Source organism: Micromonospora sp. NPDC005087, from assembly GCF_042872965.1.
Classification (GTDB): domain Bacteria; phylum Actinomycetota; class Actinomycetes; order Mycobacteriales; family Micromonosporaceae; genus Micromonospora.
Genome location: NZ_JBIALB010000012.1, coordinates 1 through 20,426 on the forward strand (window position 1 = coordinate 1; position 20,426 = coordinate 20,426).

Below are 20,426 nucleotides of genomic sequence, written 5' to 3' on the forward strand. Positions count from 1 at the left end.
CAGCCCACGGCAGGTCGGCGACATCGTCCGCGCCGCTCTCCACCTCACCCATTTCGAATACCGATACCTACCGGATTCTTGTTGAGATCACGTCAGTGCATCGCTGCCGCTGTATCGCCTGGCGAGTGTGGCTTCTCGGGCAGCTTGCTCGAACTTGCCCTGATGCAGCCGGATCACGCTGATGGTCGAACGAGCCTGCAACGCAGTCACGGGATCGTGCACCGGCAGGGCAAGCCCCACCGCATCCCGCGCCGCCCGCAGCGCCTCGTCCCACTGGGCCCGAGCCAGTCTCAGATCAGCCAACGTGTCGAGGTAGGTCGCACGCAGAGCGCTGCTGGCCCCGTGCGCCACGCTTTCCCGGATCCGCGAGATCAGCGTCTCGGCCTCCCGCCATTGTTCGGTCTCGACGTACAGCCGCACCAGACGGACCGCGATCGGGACCATGCGACCGGGTTGTCGCCCGGCCCGACGCAGTGCCTCGGCTAGAAGGCACTCGGCCTCGGTGAACTTGCCTTCTCGCCGTCGGCATCGAGCCTTCCCGGCGAGCGCTCCGGCGATCACCGCTGGGTCGTCCGGCGCCAGGTGGAGCGCGTTCTCGAAATCGCTGAGCGCGCGATTGACGTGCCCTTGCGCCCACAGCAGGTGGCCACGATTGACGTAGACCCTAGCTTTCCAGGCCGGTTTTTCATCGGCGATCCCGGCGAGGGCAGAACAGAAAGCGTCCTCAGCACTCCTGTAGTCACCACTGGCAAGGAACAAGTAGCCGAGAGTGCTGTAGTTGGCAGGCTGGTCGGTTGGGTCGATCCGGTCCGCGATAAGTTGCCGTGCCGTGCGGAACAGCGTCGTGGGGCTGCCCGTCTCGGCGTTGTTGTCCAGCTCCTGAATCGACCGGAAAGCTGGGACCGGCATGTCGGCACGTACCCAGGCGTCGACCTCGGCGAGCGACGCCTGCGGATCGGCCCAGTCCCCGTGGAGATCCGCCTTGCGTCGTCGCCGGAGTGCCTCGGCAGCGTTCTCCAGCAGTTCGCGATTTGCGCCGACTTTCTCCAGGTCGTCGCCGTGCTGCCACTCGAGCACCCGGTACGCCTCGGCTGGCGCCAGGAAGAAGAGCCGCCTGCCCTGGTCTGCGTGGATGGCATGTCGGCCCAACTCGATTAGCTCGTTTCGGACGTCCTCTGTGTCCAACTGGTCATCGCGGTCCCGGCCCTCGTTGACGAGAGCCGCGACGGTCGCGGCATCGACCGGCGTAGCGAAAGCCGCCACGGCTCGGTAGATCCGGCGCCGGTCGGACCGGAACGCCTCGGTCATCTCGCGCCGGAGGCGTTCGCCGACCCCGTCCACGCTGCCCGCCCGGACGGCCCAGCCGTGCAGTTCCGCGGCTAGGGAGAGCGCGGTCCGGTTGTGGTCGGATTCGACGATCGCGTCGAACAGTTGCGCGAGTCGCGGCCGGCCCCCGAGGTCCCGCCGGACCTCAGCCAGCTTCCGGTCGTCAAGCGACGCCAGCAGGTTCGCGCGTTCGCCGGCGCTCTCCGCGACGAACGTCCGGAAGTGTTCGAGAGGGAGGCCGTCCACCGCGATCCGGCGTGCGTTTCCAGCCCAGTCCCCGCCGGCCGCCGAAGGCAGCCTATCGGTCACGAGGACGACCTTGACACGGTGTCGTGGGCCGCTGGTGATCAGGTCGAGAGCCTCGTCGAGCGACAAGTCAATCAGCTGACCGTCAGTCTTGAGCAGGCGCTCAAAGGAGTCGAACACGATGACGTGCCGTCTCGTCCCTTGACTACGGAGCATGACCTCCAGTCGCCCGGTGGGCGACTCGTCGGGATGCGGGATCGCGTCGCGTGGCGTCTCCCAGACGGCGTCCAGCTCCCGCACGATCGTGTCGACCCCTGGCGAGAACGCTGGAGTCGCAAGGTGCCACCCGTAATTGATCCCCGCCTTGTTGAGAACGCGCCGGACGAGTTCGGTCTTGCCGACGCCAGCCGGGCCGTGCACCACGATCAGCCGTGATCGCCGGTCGTGCAAGGCCCACCGGAGTCGGAGTCGCTCCACGCGACGGTCTACAAAGAAGTCAACTACCTGCCGAGCCTGCTCGGCGATCGTGGCCGGGGGATGGGGCGACCTGCCGCTCCGGCGCACCTGCGCAGCCGCCAACAGCAGGGCAGCCACCCCGACCAGCAGGGACAAGACGCTGGCGATCTTGTCGCTGCGGTCGAGGAGCCGGAGGAAGGCATTCTCCTGATCATCGGTGAGCGTGGCCCACCATCCCGGCACATCGCCGAAGGTCAGGAGGGCACCGAGAACGAGACTCACGACGGCTACCCAGAGCAATCGAGCGCTGACTCGCTGCGGCATGTTGCCATCATGAACGCCAAGACGGCGTGCCGGAATGCACCGTCCGGGCCAGATTCGAAAATGGCCCTGTCGCCGCAACGGCGACAGGACGGCGATCAACCTACGCGGGGCGACCTGCACGCAGCGCGGCCATGACGACGCGAACGTCCAGGAGCGATGGCGCGGCCCGCGGATACCACGCTCTTGTGATGGCGTTGAACACCCTCATGTCATGATCTCTTGCGCTGAGCTGACGCCACTCTTGATGCTCCTCGGCGATCGCCACTATAGCGTGGCGCTCCTCCGGGGCGACCTTGATATGAAGCATCAGCGCCTGCCGGACGATCTCCCGATCCTCCTCAGTGATCGGAACGAAGGAGCCCAGTCCCAGATCGTTGTCTACTACCATCCGCCCTCCCCGCGAGACGACGCCGTACCTCGACGCTATGGCCGTAATGCCGGGCGGAGCCATGACATGAACCCGGCGGGGTCTGCCAGATCGCGGGCAGAACCCTGCCGACCCGCCGCCGGTTGCACACCAGACTCGGCGCCGGGCTACCTACCCTCATCGCCATGCATCTCGCGGTGATCGATCCCTTGCCGATGTACCGACAGGGGGTGGTCGCTGTTCTGTCCGGCGGCCGGGTACCAGGTGGAGGTCCCTGCGGACCCACTGAACTGGGCGCATCCCGGCCCAGCCGACCTCGTGCTACTCACGCTGGCCACGACCGGGGATTGGGATCTGCTCAGTCGGCTCCGGGATACCGCGCCCCAGCAACAGGTCATCGCGGTACTGACGGAGGAATCTGCCGGGCTCGGAGTACGAGCGGTACGCGCCGGGGCACGGTCTGTACTTCACCGCGAGGTCACAGCAGTCGCTCTTCGACGGACCGTGGACGCGACCATCGACGGCCAGACCGTCCTGCCCGCCGCAGTGGCGGTCATGCTTACCGGCGGAGCGGTCGCCGACGAAGAGACCCGCCAAGCGATCACAGCGGCTGAGGTGACCTGGCTGCGCCACCTTGCCGCCGGGATGACGGTTGCTGAACTGTCCCGGCTCGCCGGGTACTCGGAGCGCGCTATGTACCGACTGCTGCAGGGCGTATACCGGCAGCTGGGCGCGCGCTCCCGGATCGAAGCCATCGTCCGCGCTCAAGAAAAGGGTTGGCTGCAGACCCTTTGACGCTTCGGATTGGGCCATACCTGCCGGAGGTGGCGCTCCCCTGCCTTCCGACCGCTGCGTACGGTCTTGTCACCTCAGCCGTACGTCCACCTCGGACTTCGTGCGTCGGTTCGCCGGCCGGGGTGAAGCATCCCCCTGCGGCGTCTCGCCACTCAACGCCAAAGATCGAAAGGATGATCGGCAAGATCAAGGAAGAGGTCCACCATGGCTGACGACCTGCTCGGTGCCCAGTGGCGGAAGAGCACCCGTAGCGGCGACAACAACGGCAACTGCGTGGAGGTCGCCGACAACCTGCCCGGTCTCGTCGCCGTCCGCGACAGCAAGGACCCGGCCGGACCCGCCCTCACCTTCTCCCCCGCCGCCTGGACCAGCGTCGTCCGGGTCACCAGGTTTGTTCACTGAGCCGCACATCCAGGCGGGAGCGCAGCCGGCGGACGCGCCGGACGCGCTCCCGTCGTGCAGTCGGTCAGGAGGCCGCGTCCCCAATTACGGGCTGGTTCACGTCTTCGAACAAACGACCACCGGTTCCGCCATGCCTCCACGTTCGCCGGGTAGATCGCGGCATGCCGGCTGTTCGGAGTGCGCGGGCGAACGCCGCCGACGCTCGCCATGAACTCATCGTGCCGCTCGCGCACCCCGGCACGCAGATCGTCTCCGGGCACGACATAGAAGTCCCGGCGTCCCTCGGTCACGTCCACGAGAACATAGAGGTCGACCGACATCGCCGTCATCCTATCGATGTCCACGATCATCCAGCCGCCCTGCGCGGCGACCTGCACAGCCGCCGTCCTACCGTTGATCGTCACGAAGGTCTGCGCACCGTGCAGGCTCGCCGAATGGCCGTGCAACAGAGCCTCAGCCACCGCAAGGTGCCGTCCAGCCTGATGCTTCTGGTGATTACTCGGAGCCATCTGCTCTCCTTCGGGGGTGGAAGAGGGATAGCCGGCTACGACGGCTGCCAGCCCGCGTCGATCGCATCCTGAAGCCGCTTACTGAACACGGCATGCGCCTGCCGGTACTCGTTCTCCCGATCCGCCTTGTAGAACGGTGGCCTGTAGCCAGACGGAGGCATTGCAGATTCAGGGTCCTCCAGGTACGCGCCTAGTTCCTCATACTGGCCCTTAACCTGGCCATGACCGTATGCGCGATGATTACTCGAGATCTTCCGACCTGACGCATCAAACCACATGGATTCCTCGAACCGTCCGAGGACAGGGAAGCGTGCTCTGTACATAGCCAGGAGGGCATCGATGTCGATTCCGAGCCATACCGATACGATGACATCCACCTCGACTAATGCCGCTCGCCGACCGCACTCGGTTCGGAGCGGAGTCGCATGCGTCCAAGCTCTCGCGCCTGGCGCCAGCATCTCCAGTCCGGGCCATGGAAGTGCCCACAATTCACTTTGCCAGGCGGGGCAGTAGAGTTCTTCCCAGATATCGCTGTATGCGACGGTAAGGCAATTCAGGCGTAGCGCACGCAGAAGCAAGGCTTCGCTCAACGGGTGATCAGAGACGGGCGCATAAAGCATCCTGGCATTCGACACATCTAAATTCGCCACACCCGTAATTCGGAGAAGGTAATCCAACGGTAGCGACGCCCAGAAACCCGCAGTCAGGGCCAAAGTTCGATTATCGGACAGCACGGCACTCTTGATGCCGTCGACGTGCATCGGGCCCGGGGGGAGTATGGCGGCGTAAAGACTACGTTCGGTATCCGGCGCAATCATTCTTCGCCAGGCCATGCGATAGAAGTCGGCATGGGATCGGGGAGCAGATTCAAGGAGGTCCAGTCTCGCATCGTCACCCGGCTCAACTGCGGGGACCTCCATCTCCCGCACATTAAAGGGTTCGAGCCCCTGCTCGTATGATTCCCGGTCGCCGAGCCTGCGATAATCGGACGGAGGAATGAAGTTGTCTCCGAGTCCAACCAACTCGACGCCGAAGGCATCGTTGGTGTTCGGGTTCGGCCCCTTGAAAATTGGTGTCGCCACTCCGATCTGCGGGCCCTTGAGAATAACCTCCTCCCAACTGCCTGGCTGAGCATTAGTGCGCTCTATAAGGCCAGCCTTTTGGGCGTTGTTCTCATGGAACCCGCTTGCCATCTGTGGTTGATGATCCTGCAAGCGAGTTGAGTATTTGGCGAGAGAGGAGATTCCCAGGGCCTCCGCATTGCTAACCGGCGATAGCAGACGCGCCTCCTCAACCGGCTCAGTTGCATCGCCCAGCAGATCCCTCCATTGGGCCAAGACTCGCCGATCAATACGGATAATCCGGGCACGGTGAGGGCGTTCGTCAAGCCTACCTCCGTATCGAACCCCAGGCGGATCGCCGGTTCCATCGTGTACGTTCGACAGCAACAGGGCTTCGGTCGAAAAGAGCCAACTCAGATGGTCAAAGCCGACTTCTCCTTCCCTTCCGTAAACATGAACCCCAAAGTGACTAGACTCGCCGACCGGCTCCGGAAAGAATCTGTGTCCGGGATTCACGAAGTCGCCGTGTATTCGAAGTCTCTTATAAGCCTCCCTACGCAATGCCCTCTCGCGGGTGCCAGTGAAGTGGGTGTCAGGATGAATCAATCCGGTAGTCCCATGCGGAGCGGCGTTCGCCCACACCTTGCACATGAAGGCACGATAAAGGTCAGTCTGAGTGCCCACGAGGAAGGGGTATAGCTGCGGCGACGCAAGGAAGTTTAAGTAAGACTCTACCGCCGTCCATTCGGCAAGGATGCGCCCACGCATCCTCGACGAGTTTAACGCTTGAACCCTACGACGTTGAACCTGCGCCGGAAATGCTTTCCCGAAAAGCTTCACCCACGGATCAAGTTCAGCGACCGCTGCCGCTTCATCCCACTGGGGGCGTACCCACGGCGGATTGCCAACTTGGAGGTCGAAGCCGCCCTTCGCGAACGCCTGGGCGAAGGTGAGTTCCCAGTGGAAGAAGCCCTGCTGTTCCGCAACCTGGTCAGCAGTAAGCAGCCAAGGAAACCGATCGGAAAGCGTCCAAGGCGAGTCGACGCCGATGACACCGTCGAGCCTCCGCTCAAGCTCGCTTATCTCGCTCAGGCTCGTGAGCGTCCGGCCGTAGAACCTCTCGGTGTTCTCATCCACATCACTGCGCCCGATGAGCGCTTCGGCGAAGGTCAGCCAGTCATCCAGGTTGGACAGCGGCACCTGCTGACGGAGCTGTTCTGCCACCGTCATCCGCCGCGTGCCGCCGGTTGGCTTGGTCGGCAGCTTCATCTGCTGCGGCTGCACGTTGCCGAAGATGTCCGCAGTCTCATAGACAGCTGGCTCCTCGTACGCCGGCTCGTCCTTGATGTGTGACACGTGGACGGGCGTGGCCGGGTAGGCCGGGTCGGAGCCGTCGAGTAGCCCAACCTTGTCCAGCGGCCAGAACCACAGCGCGCACCAGACGTCCATCAGCGTCTTGAGCCGCCAGTACGGCGTGCCCGGCGCGGTCAGGTCGGCGAGGATCTCCTCCCGAGGCACCGCCTCCGTGACCGGCGGCAGGTCGTCGGCGCCCCAGACCGTGATATCGCGGCGGATCTCCCGCTCCGAGATGTCGAGCCGCTGCTGCACCAGCCCCCACAGGAACTCGACCCGTCGCGCGAGCACCTGCAAGCGCTGCACCTGCGAGTTCTTCCCCTTGGCCGACGGCGTACGCTTCATCGCCGTACGCCACGCCTTTAGCCGGGCGGTTTCGGCCGGCGCCAGCTCGCGCGCCTCCTTTTCCCCCGCGACCGCGCCCCACCCGTCGGCGGGGAGCAGGAAGTGGTGGATGGTGCCCTCGTCGATCGGCCCGTCCCGGAACGGCTTCTCCTGCGGCGCGGTGGTCAGCCACGACTTGTCGGCGAGCTGCTTCGGGCCGTAGGTTTTGCGGCCGGCGCCGATGAGCGAGTTGCCGCGTTGCAGGTGCAGACCGAACCAGGGGGCTTGGAGGCCGGCGTGCATGACGTTGAGCCAGAGCGACACCTCGGCCAACTCGACGGCGGTGCGGTTGAGGTCGACGCCGTAGCTGTTGTGCAGGGCGATGTACGCCTTCACCCGCTGGAGTTCGAGGTGGTAGTCCTCCGGGTCGAGGGTGACCTCTAGTTCCTTCTGGCGGCGGCGCAGGTATTCGGCGGCGACCTGGCTGATCGCCTCGTTGAGGAACGCGCCGGAGCCCAGCGCCGGCTCGCAGATGGTCCAGTCCAGCAGTTCGCGAGCCGGCGTGACCCTGTCGTCCTGGTCGAGGCGGTACTTGAGCGCGAGCTGGACGGTGACCTCGGTGAGCGACTGCGGGGTGTAGTAGGAGGCGCTGGTCTGCCGGTCCCGGCCGGCGAGCCGGTAGACGAACTGGCCGGGTTGGTAGCTGACCCGGCTTCGGACGCCGGTGTACGGGTCTTCCTTGTAGACGAAGACACCGTCGTCGTACTCGTCGACCTTGGAGGCCGGGATCATCCACGAGCCGTCCTTCGGGTCGCCGTTTTTGGCGACCTCGTAGAGCTGCTCGGTGGCGACGAATCCGGTGTAGGACATCAGGCCCTCGTAGACCGCGCCGAGTTGGTTGATGCCGAGCTGGGCGTAGGAGATGAAGCCGCCGCGGCGCTTCTTGCCGCCCTTGGTGAGCATCAGCCGGCGAAGCACCTCGTAGAGGACCTTGTTGCGCAGCCGGGTGTCGATCTTCGGCCCGTCCGGGTCGTCCGGGTCGCTGCCCGGCACAGAGATCAGCCGGCCGATGAGCTTGGTCTTGTCCGGCAGGAACAGGTCGGAGCGCATTGGCTCGAAGCGCAGCCCCTCCCCCTCGCTGGCCTTGTCGTCGACGTCCGCACCGCCGCGCGGCCGGTGCCCCTCGTTGACCATGCGGAACAGCAGGTCGAGCGACTCGTACAGGTGGGTGCCATCCTCGGCGGAGGGGGCGAGGCGGCGGGAGACGAGGTCACCGAGGCGGGCGAGGCTGTAGCCCTCGACGTACTGGGGGTCGTTGACCGGCAGGACGCCCAGCTCGGGGCGCGCTTCGGCGTAGAGCAGGAACAGGATCCGGTAGAGGTAGCGCAGCGACTCTCGACCGAGTTCCTTGGCCAGCTCGTCGAGGTCCATCACCTGCTGCGGTTGGTAGCCGGCCTGCCGGATCTGGTCGAGGACCTCGTTGGCGATGAGTTCGACGGAATCCTTCAGGCCTATGCGGAGTTCGCTGGAGACACCGACGGCGTGCTGGCGGGAGCCGGCGACCAGGTCGGCGAGGGGTTCGGTGCCGCCCTCGGCGGGTGGGCGCAGCGAGTCGGCGCCGAAGAGGGCGGCGACGACGTCGAGTTCCTTGTCGTCGTTGCGGGCGTAGGCGGTGTCGAGGCTGACGGCCAGGTAGCGGCCCTCACCCCAGACGGTGCGGTCGGCGAGGGTGATCACGCCGCCGCTGAGGATCAGCACGTATCGGGGCTTCGGGCTGTCGGCGGCGAAGAGCAGGGAGGCGAGTTTGGCGCCCGTCTCGATGGTCTCGGTGCTCGTCAGGGTGAGCGGGTCGAGCAGGCGGCCGGCGTCGTCCGGGTCCTGTGCTGCCTCGGTGTCGACCGCCCACCCACAGTCCAGTGCGACGATGCCGTGCGTGGTGGTCAGCTCGGCGTGGGCGACGCGGACCTCGTACTCCTGGCCGTTGCGCTCGACGGTGATGGTCTGCGGCTGCGGGTCGAAACCGAGCGCCCGCAGCACGTCCTGGTGCTGCTTGCGCAGCCGCTCGGGGTCGAAGAAGTCGACGTCGGTCAGCTCGGTCTTGGCGTCGAAGTACTGCCGGCGCATGCCCCGAAGCCCGGCGCGGGGCGTGACCCGGTTGGCCTTCTCCTCCTCGGCCCACTGCTTGAGCAGACCGCCCTTGAGGGTGGTGGGCAGGATCTCGGCGAGGTAGTGCGCGGAGAGGTACTCGCCGCGGTTGGTCAGCGACTCGAAGCTCATGCGGCACTCTCCGAGGACGGTACGAGGACGGCGAGCACTCGCAGCAGCGGGTCGCCTGCGGTTTCCAAGCGGTCGAGCAGGTCGTGCTGCTCTTGGACGGTGGCGTCGACGCGTTGGCGTCGCTTCTCCCGATGCGCGCCGGGCAGCTCATCGATGATGCTGGCCTGTCGGAAGGTCCTCAGCTGCTGGCGGTGCTTCTGCAACGGCTCGGCGTTGGCCTCGGCCCACTCGGCACGTTCGCCCTCCAGATACTGCCGGGCAACGTCGACGGCCTCCGGCAGCAGTTCCTTCAGCGGGTCGATCGCGATGGCCTCGGCGCGGTTGACCATCGTCGGGCCGACGTTGGCCTCGCGCAGGACCTCGTCCATGGGCCGGATCGTGGGCGACGCGGGCAGGCCGGAGACGGCCATCCACTGGACGACCGTGGGTTGGCCGAGGCGGTTGGCATAAACGCCCTGGATCAGGAACGCCGGCGCGGCCACATCGGCGGTGAGCACCGGGGCCTGCTGGCGGCCGAGCCGGATCAGGACCTTGTCGACCAGCCAGTCGACCATCGGGTGCACGTCGCTGAGGAAGGCGATGTCCGGCCACATCGGGGTTTTGCTCTGCCGGGCCTGGTCGAGCTTGCGTTGGGCGAGGGCGCGATCGAAGGTGACCTTCAACCGCAGGTCCTCGCCCTCGCGGTGCGCGCGCAGGTAGGAGCGGGGCAGGTCGGTGAGCCGGTGCACCAGGTCGTCGGGGGCGAGGAAGGTCAGCAGCTCGTCCTCGCGGCGCAGGTCGATGTGGTCCTCGGGCCGGTCCTCGTAGATCTCGTAGAGCGCGGCGTCGACGAAGTCCTGAGTGGAGTCGAAGAGCTTCGGCACCCGGGCCTGGGGCACGTCCGCCGCCACGGGCGCGGTGCCGACCTCCCCGAACAGGTCGGCCATCACGTCGACCTCCTCGGGGGCGGCGTCGTAGGACTCGTCCACCGTCCTGCCGGCGAGCAGATCCCGGACGAGCCGGTCCTCCTCGGCCTTGGCGTCGTACTGGCCCGTCACGGCCTCGACACTGCCGAGGCTGCGGTGGGCGGTCTCCTCCCGGTTGAGCAGCTTCTCGGAGACCGTCCGGTCGTCCTTGGCGTCCTCGCGGTCGGAGGTGAGGATGAGCGCGCGGAACTGCGGCTGGTGCTTCTGCCCGTAGCGGTCGATGCGGCCGTTGCGCTGCTCGATCCGGATCAGGCTCCACGGGATGTCGTAGTGAACCAGGTGGTGGCACTGCTGGTGCAGGTTGACGCCCTCGGAGGCGACATCGCCGGTGAAGAGCAACCGGACCTCGCTGCCGGCCAGCTCGAACTCCTGCAGGATCGTCTGCTCGTCCTTGTCGGCCACACCGCCGTGCAGCACCCGGATCGCGTTGGGCTTGAGACCGAGCAGCCCGGGGACGACCTCGGCGAGCCACTTGATGGTCGGCACCCGCTCGGAGAAGACCACGGCCCGAGTGTCGCTGCCCCTGCCGACGCCGATCTTTCTCAGCTCGTCGACCAGTCCCTTGAGCTTGCTGGAGTCCTGCTCGGTCATCGCGGAGGTCAGCTCCGCGAGCCGGTCCAGGGCCTTTCGTTCGGTGCCGGCGGCCTTCTTGCGCCGGTTGGTCACCGTCTCGTGCAGCGCCCGGTGCGAGGACAGGAAAGACTTCAACAGGGTGTACGGAAAGAGTCGGTGCTGCCCGGTGATCGCCTCGTCGGTCCACTTGCCGGCCAGCCATACGTCGGTCAGCTCGTCGAAGATCTGCTCCTCGATGGGGGTCGCCGTGCAGTGCAATGCCTGAGAGGGGCCGCGGTCGGCCCAGCGGTCACCGATCTGGTCGCGTACCTCCGGGCTGATCTTCGTGCGGCGCAGGTAGAGGTGCGCGATGTCGCTGGCCTGATAGTCCTTCTCGTTGGCGATGGCCGCCGGATCGAGCAGCGAGATCAGCTGCGCGAACGACTCCTTGTCGCCGTTGTGCGGGGTGGCGCTGGCCAGCAGCAGCGCGTCGGTCTTCGCGGCCAGGCGGCGGGCCAGCTCGTTGCGCTTCGTACCCTTGTTGATGAGGTTGTGCGACTCGTCGATGACGACGGCGTCCCAGGTCGTGGCGTCCAGGTGGTGGCCGAACTGGCCCGCGTCCTTGAGGGTGTCGACCGAGATGATGGCCCGTTTGAAGTAGGTGAACGGGTTCCGCCCAGCCGGGATCTCCTGCTGGATGCGTTGGATGCCGGTCGAGTCGAGCCGGACGAGCGGGATCGCGAACCGGGTCCACAGTTCTCGTTGGAACTGTTCGAGGACCTGCTGCGGCGAGACCACCAGGATGCGGTCACCTCGGCCCCGGCGGATCAGCTCGGCGAGGATAAGCCCGATCTCCAGGGTCTTGCCCAGGCCCACCACGTCAGCGAGCAGGATCCGCGGCCGCAGGCCGGACAGCGCCAGCTCGACGGGCCGCTGCTGGTAGGTCAGCGGGTCGAGCAGGAACCGGTCGGCGAGGGCCAACCCACGCTCGGTGCGGGGCAGCGGAGTACGCCGCAGCACCGCCTCGAGGAAGAGTCGGCTCTGCCGGAACCGCGACGACGTGTCCTGGATGAGCTCCGTCTCCTCGGGCACCAGCGGCGTGATGTCCTCAAGCGCGGTGAAGAAGGTCGCCTCGACATCCTGGACGAACTCGGAGACGCCGACCGCCTTCACCATCGTGCCGTCCGCGGTGCCGGTCTTGACGCTGCGGATCAGCCACTCCTCGTCGCGTACGACGATGCGGGAGCCCGGGGCGAAGGTCGCGGCCTGGGAGGTGGTCATCGGTGGTGCCTTCCTACAGGGTCGAGCGGCGGGCGTACTGGCGGCGCATCTTGTCGACCAGCCAGGTGACGTCAGCGCGGGGGTTGGCGGGCCGCTCGGGGTCGACCTTCGTAGGTGCCGTCTCCGGCACCGGGACGGTGTCCGCCTCGATGACGGCGGCGCCCTCCGGGTCCTGCCGCGGATCATCCAGGTCTGGCGGAACCAGCAGCTCGGTGTCCCCGTCGTAGGTGAGCGCCGCCACCTCCTGGCGCAGGGCGTGGACGCTCTTGCCGCTGGCGGCGGTGGCGACCGCGAGTAGCCGAGCGCGAACGTCGGTCAGGCCGGGTCGGGCGGTGGGGTCGAAGGCGAGCATCGTGCCGAGCAACTGCACCAGCTCGGCCGGCACCTCGGAGAGATCAGGAAGATCGGCCGGCTCGCTGATGCGCAGCAGCAGGTTCCACGAGTTGGTCGGCGGGTAGAGGCCGTGGCCGGTGAGGGCGAAGACCAACGTCGCAGCGAGGGCATAGATGTCGACCGCCGGGGTGAGGTCCCGTTCACCCTTGACCTGCTCGGGTGACATGTACGCGGGAGTGCCCACCAGGCCCCCCGGCTCGGTCAGGTAGTCGTCCCGCTCGATCAGCACCGCAAGACCGAAGTCGATGAGCTTGGGTCCGTCGGGGCCGAGGATGATGTTCTGCGGTTTGAGATCGCGGTGCAGCAGCTTGACCTGGTGCACCTTGGCGAGACCTTCGGCGAGCATCGCGCCCGCCATCGCGGCCAACGGCAGCGGCAGCGGCCCTCGCGCGTCGACATGTTGACGCAGCGTGGCCCCGGGGACGTACTCGACGGCGAGCCAGGCTGGGTTCGCGTAGGGGTCGGCACCCTCCAGGCGGGCAACTCGGGATCCGAAGACCAGCTTGAGGCTGTCGACCTCGGCGGCGAACCGCTCGCGCACCGTGGGCGCCTCGATGAGGTGCTGCTTGATCACCTTGACGGCAACCCGCTCGGCGGTCGGCGACACCGCGAAGAACACATCGCCCATACCACCTGAGCCCAGCGGCCTGACCAGGTCATAGCCGCCGATTCTGCCCAGCGTCATTCGTCCCCCTCACGATGACACCCACCCAAACTGCTCGTCTGCCTGTCGGCTCGACGCTGGTCGGACGCATGACCGTACAACGTTGAACTTTCAACGAGGAAGCGTCCGAATGGCGGTTAGCGCTGGCCCGCCGTCTGATATCCGACGACACGCGGGTCGCTCGGCGGGCGATTGGGCACGGCGGTCATCGCGTCTCGTCCGGCCGGATCGTTCCCCGGGCCAGGCCGTCGGCGGTGAGTTGGGCAAGCTCCGCTCCCAGCGAGGCGGCCTGTCGGATCGCTGACTCGAAGGCGTCGAGGCGCCGGAACGCGTCCCCGTGCGCCCGTTGCTCGTCGAGCGACAGCCGCCGCACCTGCGCCCGTCGAATGTCGAACCGCATGGTTCCCGAAAGACTCGACGCCTGCTTCTCGTTGGCCGACGTCCGCAGCTGACCGGCCAGGAACCACGGATCCAGTGCCGCCGGGTTGGGTCGCAGCAGGTAGAGGTTGCGCCCCAACAGCGCGCCGTCGGCGGTAACCACCCGCGGGATGAGCTGCCGCGCGATCATCGGCACCACCACGTCCCCCACAGCCAGGGGGATCTCCTGCCCGAACCGGTCGTCGACCCGCCCGGACGCCTCCAAGCCGGCGAGCACGTCCGGCACGGTGAGCACCGGCGGCCCGTCGGGTGCGGGTGTGGACGTGCCGGCGCGGACGGGGCCGATCAGTTGCAGCGCCCCGGTCTTCGCCAGCTCGCCCACCGTGAGGAAGAGTCCGTCTGGCCCCTCAGGCGCGGGTGTGACCTGCGGCAGCAGCGCCGGCAGCTCGCCGACGATGGCGGCCAGCCGTTCTCTGGTGCGTACCAGATGCTCTCCTGAAGCCTCGCCCCCGACGGCCGGTTGCCGGCGCGCGGGGGTGAGGTCGACCTCCTCGTCGAGAAGCTCGATGACCGGGACCGCGCGGGCGAAGCCGGCTTCCTCGACGTCGGCGTCCGGGGCGATGGCGAAGGCCCGCCACGCGGCCAGCACGCGCGGTGCAGTGTCGGCCAGGTCGCCGCCGGCGGCGTCGATCAGCAGCGCCCGCGCCGGTGGCGGCGCGTCGGCCGCGGCCCGCCGCAGCACCCACAGATGCAGCGGTACGCCGTGCGGCGCCGCCACCCCCGGTGGGAGCGCGATGACGGCGCGCAGGTGGCCTCGACGCAGCAGCTCGCCGCGGATCCGTTTGCCGGCGCGCCGGCTGGCCACCGTGGGCGGCATCAGCAGTACGGCGTGCCCGCCGACCCGCAGATGTGCCAGGGCGTGCTGCGCCCAGGCCAACTCCGGCTCGGTACGGGGTGTGGTGCCGACGATCCAGCGGGGATCGTGGCCAAGTTCCTCGTCGCCCCAGTTGGTGACGCCGAACGGTGGGTGGCAGACGACGGCGTCGACGGCGCGACCGGGGAAGGCGTCGGCACGCAGTGAGTCCCCGGCGCAGACCTCCCCGGGTACGTCGTGCAGGGCCAGCCACAGGCCGGCGAGCCGGGCCAGGTCCTCGTCGAGTTCCTGCCCGTACACCGAAGTGCTGCCCGCGCGGACGGCGGCTCGCAGGATGGCGCCGGAGCCGGCGGCCGGGTCGAGCACTGAGCCGCCGCCGACGCTGGCGAGCCCGATCATCAGGTCGGCGAGGTCGTCGGGGGTGGCGAAGGGGCGGCCGGGCCCCGGTGCGGAGAACCGCTGCCACAGCTCGTCGAATGCACCCTGTGGGCCCAGCTCGTCGGCGAGCGCGTCGACGTCGGGCAGCAGCGGCGCGAGCTGTGCGTCGGGGTGACCGCTTCGGGAGCCGCGCTGACGGGCCAACAGCAGCGCGCCGACGGCCGCGAGCCCTGCGGCTGGGGAGTCGCTGGCCGCGGCGAGGTGTCGCCAGAGCCGGTCGGCGGTGGCGAGCTCGGGGAGCTTGCCCTGGGTGCGTAGCCACTGCTCGACCTGGATCAGGTCGAACTCCGGGCTCGCCGTCGTCCCGCCCACCGGGGCGGGGAAGTCGGGGTGCCGTTTGCGCCAGTTGCTGACCGCAGCGCGACCGACGCCGACGAGCCGGGCGATCTCCGCTGCCGTGATGGTCGGGTTCTCCTGCACGCCGAAAGTCTCGCACATCTGTCAAGCACGAGATTGTCTGTTGACACCGTTCTCGGACGATGCTCTTATTGACGCCGCAACGTTCACATCAGGAGGACAACGATGCGCAAGACCACCACTCTCGCTCTGATCGCCACCGGCCTCATCGCCCTGGGCTGCGGCTCCGGCGCCGCCGACACGTCCACGAGCTCCGGCGGCGGCAAGGGCGAGGACGCCCCGGCGAAGACCGCCAAGGTGGGTGAGGCGGCCCGCGACGGCAAGTTCGAGTTCACGGTGAAGTCCGCCAAGTGCGGCGTCACCAAGGTCGGCAGCGACCTGCTCGGCCAGAAGGCGCAGGGCCAGTTCTGCCTGGTCACCGTCAACGTGAAGAACATCGGCAAGGAAGCGCAGATGTTCGACGGCAGCAGCCAGAAGGCGTACGCGGCCGACGGCACCGAGTACTCCGCCGACACCGGCGCCGCGATCTACGCCAACAAGAACGCCGAGACGTTCCTCAACGACGTCAACCCCGGCAACCAGGTCAGCGGCGTCGTCGTCTTCGACATCCCGAAGAAGGTCAAGATCGCCAAGCTCGAGCTGCACGACTCGCCCTTCTCCGGCGGCGTCGACGTCTCCCTCGGCTGACCACTCTCCCGTAGCACCGGGGCGGGTCTGAACGATCCGCCCCGGCTGTTCACAGCCCACCTGTTCACACGAGGAGACCGCCATGACCGATCCGACCAACCCGACGCCGCCCGACGAACCCACTGAGCCGTCGGCCCCGCCCCTCGCGGCGTCGCCCTCCGCCCGCCCTGCCGGCGACATCCTGCCCGGGGAGCCGCTCCCGCCGGCGAAGGGCCAGCGATTCCACCTGCGCGCCTGGGCGGTCGGCGGTGTCGCCCTGGTAGTCGCCCTGTGCTGCGGCGGCGCCGTCGTCGGCGCGCTGAGCGGCAACAACGAGGAACTGGCGGCCAGCGGAAGCAGCCCGGTCTCGGCCAGCCCGAGCACGCTCACTCCCACGACCGCTGCGCCCAGCGCCACTGCCCCGACGGTGTCCCCCACCGTCGCGGAACCGACGACGGCCGCGCCGACCACCACTCCGCCAGCCCCGAAGCCGAAGGTGATCAAGGGGCGGGGCGACGACGTCGTGCGGATCCCCGAGCTGACCGACCCGGCCGTGGTGAAGTTCGTCTGCCGCTGCAGCAGCAACACCGTGTTGCGCAGCGACGGCCCCGAGGGACTGCTGGTCAACGAGATCGGCGCGTACACCGGCAAGCGGTGGATCAACCTCGAGGATGGCGCGCTCACGACCCAGTTCGAGGTGGAAGCCGCGGGCAGCTGGACGTTGACGATCGGGTCGATCGACCAGATGGCCACCAAGGCGACCTCGGGCAAGGCGTCGGGCAAGGGCGACGACGTCGTCGTCCTGGGCGGAGACGCTACCGCCGTGAAGATCACCCACTCCCGAGGCCGTTCAAACTTCGCGGTGCACGCCTACTCCCTCGAGTCCGGTGAGGGCGGCCTGCTCGTCAACGAGATCGGCGGCTACTCCGGCGTACGGCCGCTGACGGCACCCGCGCTCATACAGGTCACGGCCGACGGCAACTGGACGATTGCGCCCGCCTGAGTCGTCTGCGACATCAGGTCGACAGCGCGCCAGCACCTACCTCCTTCCCACGCCTCGCTCCCCGACGAGCCGTTGACCCGCGGACACCACACGCCTGGAGACGACCATGACTGAGCCTCCCCAGCCGACCGCACCGCTGATCGAGCTGATCTTCGACCGACTCGCCGCCGCTGACGACGTACCGACCGAGACCGCCGAGCTGATCCTCGCCGCGCTGACCAGCGAGGACGACCTGACCGCCGCCCTCGCCGGCACCCCCACCCGTCTCGACCCGCGCTCATCCACCGGCGACGGACCGGCGGACCGGATCTGGCTGAAGTCGGTGACCGTCGCCGGTTTCCGCGGCGTCGGCCCGGAACGGACCCTCCAGATCGACCCCGGTCCGGGCCTCACCCTGGTCGTCGGCCGCAACGGCTCCGGCAAGTCCAGCTTCGCCGAGGCCCTCGAACTCGCCCTCACCGGCGACAGCGCCCGCTGGGCCGACAAGACCAGCGTCTGGCGTACGGGGTGGCGCAACCTGCACAACCCGGATCCGTGCTGGGTCGGCGTGGAGCTGCGGGTCGACGGGGTGGCCACGCCAACCAGGGTGCACCGCGCCTGGCCGGTCGGGGCCGAGCTGGCCGACGCCGAGGTGACCGTCACCAGCGCCCGTGGCCGGCACAGTGGCCTGTCCGAGCTGGGTCTGGCCCGCCCGCTGGAGCTGTACCGGCCGTTCCTCACCGCCGCCGAGCTGGGCAAGCTCGCCGCCGGCACGCAGAGCCAGCTCTTCGACGCGCTGTTCGCGATCCTCGGCCTGGACGCGCTCACCGACGCCGACCAGCGTCTGCTGCGCGCCGCCCGGCCGCACGACACCACCATCAAGGAGGTACGCGCACAGCGCACCGCCCTGGCCGACGCGCTGTCGGGAATCACCGACGACCGGGCCCGGCGGACCGCCGCGCTGCTACGCGGCCGGGGCGCGGTCGACCTGGCGGCGGTGACGGCGATCCTCGACGAGCCCGACGAGGCGACCACCGACCGGGCGGTGCTGCTCTGCCGGGAACTCGCCGCCCTCGCTCCGCCGCCGGTCGACGAGGTGACCCGGCTGGCCGGTCAGCTGCGGGAGGCGGCGGTCGAGGCCCTGCGGTACGACGGCGGCCGGTCCCGGGCCGCGCTGCGCAGCGCCGAACTGCTCCGCCTCGCCCTCGAACATCACGAGGACCAGGGCGATGGATCGTGCCCGGTCTGCGCCACCGGCACCCTCGACGGTGGGTGGCGTACCGCCGCCGCGCAGTCGCTGACCGACCTGCGGCAGCGCAGTGTCGCCGCTCAGACGGCGTCGACCCGGCTCACGGCTCTGCTGCGGCAGGCGCAGCACCTGATCGATGATCTCGCGGTGCCGGAGGGTTCCGGGTCGGAGCCGCCGGTTGGGGCGCTGCGCGACGCCGTGGCCGCGCTGCGGGGCGTACCCGGGAAGCCGGCCGACCTGGCCGACCACCTGGCCGCGCGGTACCCGGCGGTGGTGGCGGCGGCGGACGCGGCGCGTTCGTACGCGGAGGGGTTTCTGCGGCAGCGCGACACCGGCTGGCGGGCGGCGGCGGCCGAGGTGCGCGAGTGGGTGGCCGCAGCCGGCGGGTTGCCGGCGCGGGAGGCCACCCTGGCCCGGTTAAAGGCCGCGCGTGGCTGGCTGAAGGACGCCGGTACGGAGATTCGCAACGAGCGGGTGGCTCCGTTCGCCGGGCACTCGCAGCGGATCTGGGCTCAGTTGCGGCAGGAGAGCAACGTCGAGTTGGGGGCGATGACGCTCGAAGGCGCGAACACCCGGCGGCGGGTGGTCTTCCCGGTCAGCGTGGACGGCGCCGACAACGGCACCGCGCTGGGTGTGATGAGTCAGGGTGAGATGCAGGCGCTCGGGCTGGCCACCTTCCTGCCGCGCAGCTGCGCCCCGGAGAGCCCGTTCCGGTTCATCGTGGTCGACGACCCGGTGCAGAGCATGGACCCGTCGAAGGTGGATGGTCTCGCGCGGGTGCTCGCCGAGCTGGCCGAGCAGCGGCAGGTGGTGGTGTTCACCCACGACACCCGCCTGCCCGAGGCGGTCACCCGGCTGGGCCTCGGTGATGCCCGCATCGTCGAGGTGCACCGTGCGGAGCGGTCGGTGGTGACGCTGCGGCCGGGCTCGGACCCGGTGAGCCGGTATCTGGACGACGCTCACGCGCTGTCGCGCAACGAGGAGATCCCCGCCGAGGTGCGGGGGCCGGTGGTGGCGGAGCTGTGCCGCTCGGCGGTGGAGGCGGCCTGCCATCGGGTGGTCTGGCGGGTACGGGTCGCGCGGGGTGTCCCGCACGACGACATCGAGGCTGCCATCGAGGCCGCGTCGCGTCGGCTGGCCACCATCGTCGCGTTGGCGCTGTTCGACGACGCCGATCGGGGCGGTGACGTGCGCAACCAGCTGGGCCGTCGGCACGGCCGGAGGGCGGTGGACGCGTACGAGGCGTGCCGGGAAGGCGTGCACGGCGCGTACCTGGCGGACCTGCCGGGCCTGGTCGCGGACGCCCGCTTCCTGGCGGGGGCGCTGCGGTGACCGCGCCGTCGCCGCAGCGCTGCCTGGCGGCGGCCGACCAGTTGCTGCGCGGCTCCGGCCTGCTGGGGGCCGTCGCTGTTCCCGGCGGCTGGTGGCCTCGGGCCTGCGCCTGTCTGATCCGGCTGGCCCTGGAAGGCGGCATCGACGCCTACTGGCGGCGGGTCAAGCCGACCGTCGCGGCCTGCCGGCAGGGCCGAGCCAAGCAGCTGATGCTGCGCGGCCGGCTCGGGCCGGGCGCGGAGATCGCCCGGCGGGTGGCGTACGCGTGGGCCACGCTCTCGACCGCCGCGCACCACCACTGCTACGAGCTGGCGCCGACGGCCGCGGAGCTGCGCCGGCTGCACACCGAGGTGAACGCGCTGCTCGCCCGACTCGACCAGCGATGACCCGACCTACCCACCCGTACAGGAGTGACCATGAGCTACCACCCCGGCTATGACCCCCACCGGCCCGCGTTGCCGGCATCGGCCCTGCCGGCCAGCCCCGGCCCGTACCCGCCGATCGGGTACCCGCCGGCGCACATCGTCGTGCACGGCCCACCCACCTCCAGCCTGGCCGTGACGTCGCTGGTGTTCGGAATTCTCGGCGTGCTCGGCGGGTGGTGCCTGTTCGGGGTGCCGTGCCTGCTCGCCGTCGTCCTCGGCCACGTCGGCCTGCACGACACCCGCAACAACTCCAAGTCCGGGCGCGGCATGGCGGTCGCCGGCCTGGTCCTCGGGTACGTCTTCGTCGCCCCCATGATCATGCTCACGGTCATGGTCTTCTTCGGCGGACTGATCGGCGCGGTGACCCCGTCGACCACGCCCAGCCCGTGAACCGAGGCCGCACGCCCAGCGCGACCTCGCGCCCGCCATC

The 20,426-nt window shown here is 68.6% G+C and carries 14 protein-coding genes; 7 read left to right on the forward strand and 7 right to left on the reverse strand.

All coding sequences use genetic code 11. The annotated features are described in order from the left end of the window. Positions 1–87: 87 nt before the first annotated feature. Both ACFYPS_RS24905 and ACFYPS_RS24910 read right to left on the reverse strand, forming a co-directional pair. A complete protein-coding gene (locus ACFYPS_RS24905; RefSeq protein ID WP_387327234.1) occupies positions 88–2,352 on the reverse strand; it encodes an AAA family ATPase in 2,265 nt (754 codons plus the stop codon). A gap of 100 nt (positions 2,353–2,452) precedes the next feature. Next, positions 2,453–2,740 carry a hypothetical protein gene (locus ACFYPS_RS24910; protein ID WP_387327237.1) on the reverse strand — a complete coding sequence of 96 codons (288 nt, stop codon included), beginning with the start codon at positions 2,738–2,740 and terminating at the stop codon, positions 2,453–2,455. Between the two features lie 483 nt (positions 2,741–3,223). Between ACFYPS_RS24910 and ACFYPS_RS24915 the strand changes: the two genes are divergently transcribed. Beyond that, the gene (locus ACFYPS_RS24915) at positions 3,224–3,514 is read left to right on the forward strand and encodes a hypothetical protein (protein ID WP_387327240.1); all 291 of its coding nucleotides are present in this window, start codon (positions 3,224–3,226) and stop codon (positions 3,512–3,514) included. A 204-nt stretch (positions 3,515–3,718) separates the two neighbouring features. After that, a complete protein-coding gene (locus ACFYPS_RS24920) occupies positions 3,719–3,916 on the forward strand; it encodes a DUF397 domain-containing protein (RefSeq protein WP_387327243.1) in 198 nt (65 codons plus the stop codon). Here ACFYPS_RS24920 and ACFYPS_RS24925 read toward each other — a convergent pair. From ACFYPS_RS24925 to ACFYPS_RS24945, 5 genes are all read right to left on the reverse strand, one after another. Beyond that, positions 3,910–4,425 carry a hypothetical protein gene (locus ACFYPS_RS24925; protein WP_387327246.1) on the reverse strand — a complete coding sequence of 172 codons (516 nt, stop codon included), beginning with the start codon at positions 4,423–4,425 and terminating at the stop codon, positions 3,910–3,912. The genes ACFYPS_RS24920 and ACFYPS_RS24925 overlap by 7 nt on opposite strands. A gap of 35 nt (positions 4,426–4,460) precedes the next feature. Further along, positions 4,461–9,440, reverse strand: a complete 4,980-nt coding sequence (locus tag ACFYPS_RS24930; protein WP_387327248.1) for a class I SAM-dependent DNA methyltransferase — start codon at positions 9,438–9,440, stop codon at positions 4,461–4,463. Beyond that, a complete protein-coding gene (locus ACFYPS_RS24935; protein ID WP_387327251.1) occupies positions 9,437–12,238 on the reverse strand; it encodes an SNF2-related protein in 2,802 nt (933 codons plus the stop codon). The genes ACFYPS_RS24930 and ACFYPS_RS24935 overlap by 4 nt, the downstream gene beginning before the upstream one ends. Positions 12,239–12,251: 13 nt before the next feature. After that, positions 12,252–13,316: a serine/threonine-protein kinase gene (locus ACFYPS_RS24940; protein ID WP_387327254.1), complete on the reverse strand. Its 1,065-nt coding sequence runs from the start codon at positions 13,314–13,316 to the stop codon at positions 12,252–12,254. Positions 13,317–13,500: 184 nt separating this feature from the next. Further along, entirely contained in the window at positions 13,501–15,405 is a 1,905-nt protein-coding gene (locus tag ACFYPS_RS24945) for an N-6 DNA methylase (protein ID WP_387327257.1), read from the reverse strand. Between the two features lie 102 nt (positions 15,406–15,507). Between ACFYPS_RS24945 and ACFYPS_RS24950 the strand changes: the two genes are divergently transcribed. The 5 genes from ACFYPS_RS24950 (at position 15,508) to ACFYPS_RS24970 (ending at position 20,386) form a co-directional block, all read left to right on the forward strand. Beyond that, positions 15,508–16,029: a DUF4352 domain-containing protein gene (locus tag ACFYPS_RS24950; protein WP_387327259.1), complete on the forward strand. Its 522-nt coding sequence runs from the start codon at positions 15,508–15,510 to the stop codon at positions 16,027–16,029. A gap of 82 nt (positions 16,030–16,111) precedes the next feature. Further along, entirely contained in the window at positions 16,112–17,011 is a 900-nt protein-coding gene (locus ACFYPS_RS24955; protein WP_387327262.1) for a hypothetical protein, read from the forward strand. 106 nt (positions 17,012–17,117) lie between these two features. Further along, positions 17,118–19,571 carry an AAA family ATPase gene (locus ACFYPS_RS24960; protein WP_387327264.1) on the forward strand — a complete coding sequence of 818 codons (2,454 nt, stop codon included), beginning with the start codon at positions 17,118–17,120 and terminating at the stop codon, positions 19,569–19,571. After that, a complete protein-coding gene (locus tag ACFYPS_RS24965) occupies positions 19,568–19,957 on the forward strand; it encodes a hypothetical protein (protein ID WP_387327267.1) in 390 nt (129 codons plus the stop codon). Before ACFYPS_RS24960 ends, ACFYPS_RS24965 begins: the two co-directional genes overlap by 4 nt. 30 nt (positions 19,958–19,987) lie before the next feature. Further along, entirely contained in the window at positions 19,988–20,386 is a 399-nt protein-coding gene (locus tag ACFYPS_RS24970; protein WP_387327270.1) for a DUF4190 domain-containing protein, read from the forward strand. The last annotated feature ends 40 nt before the right edge of the window (positions 20,387–20,426 follow it).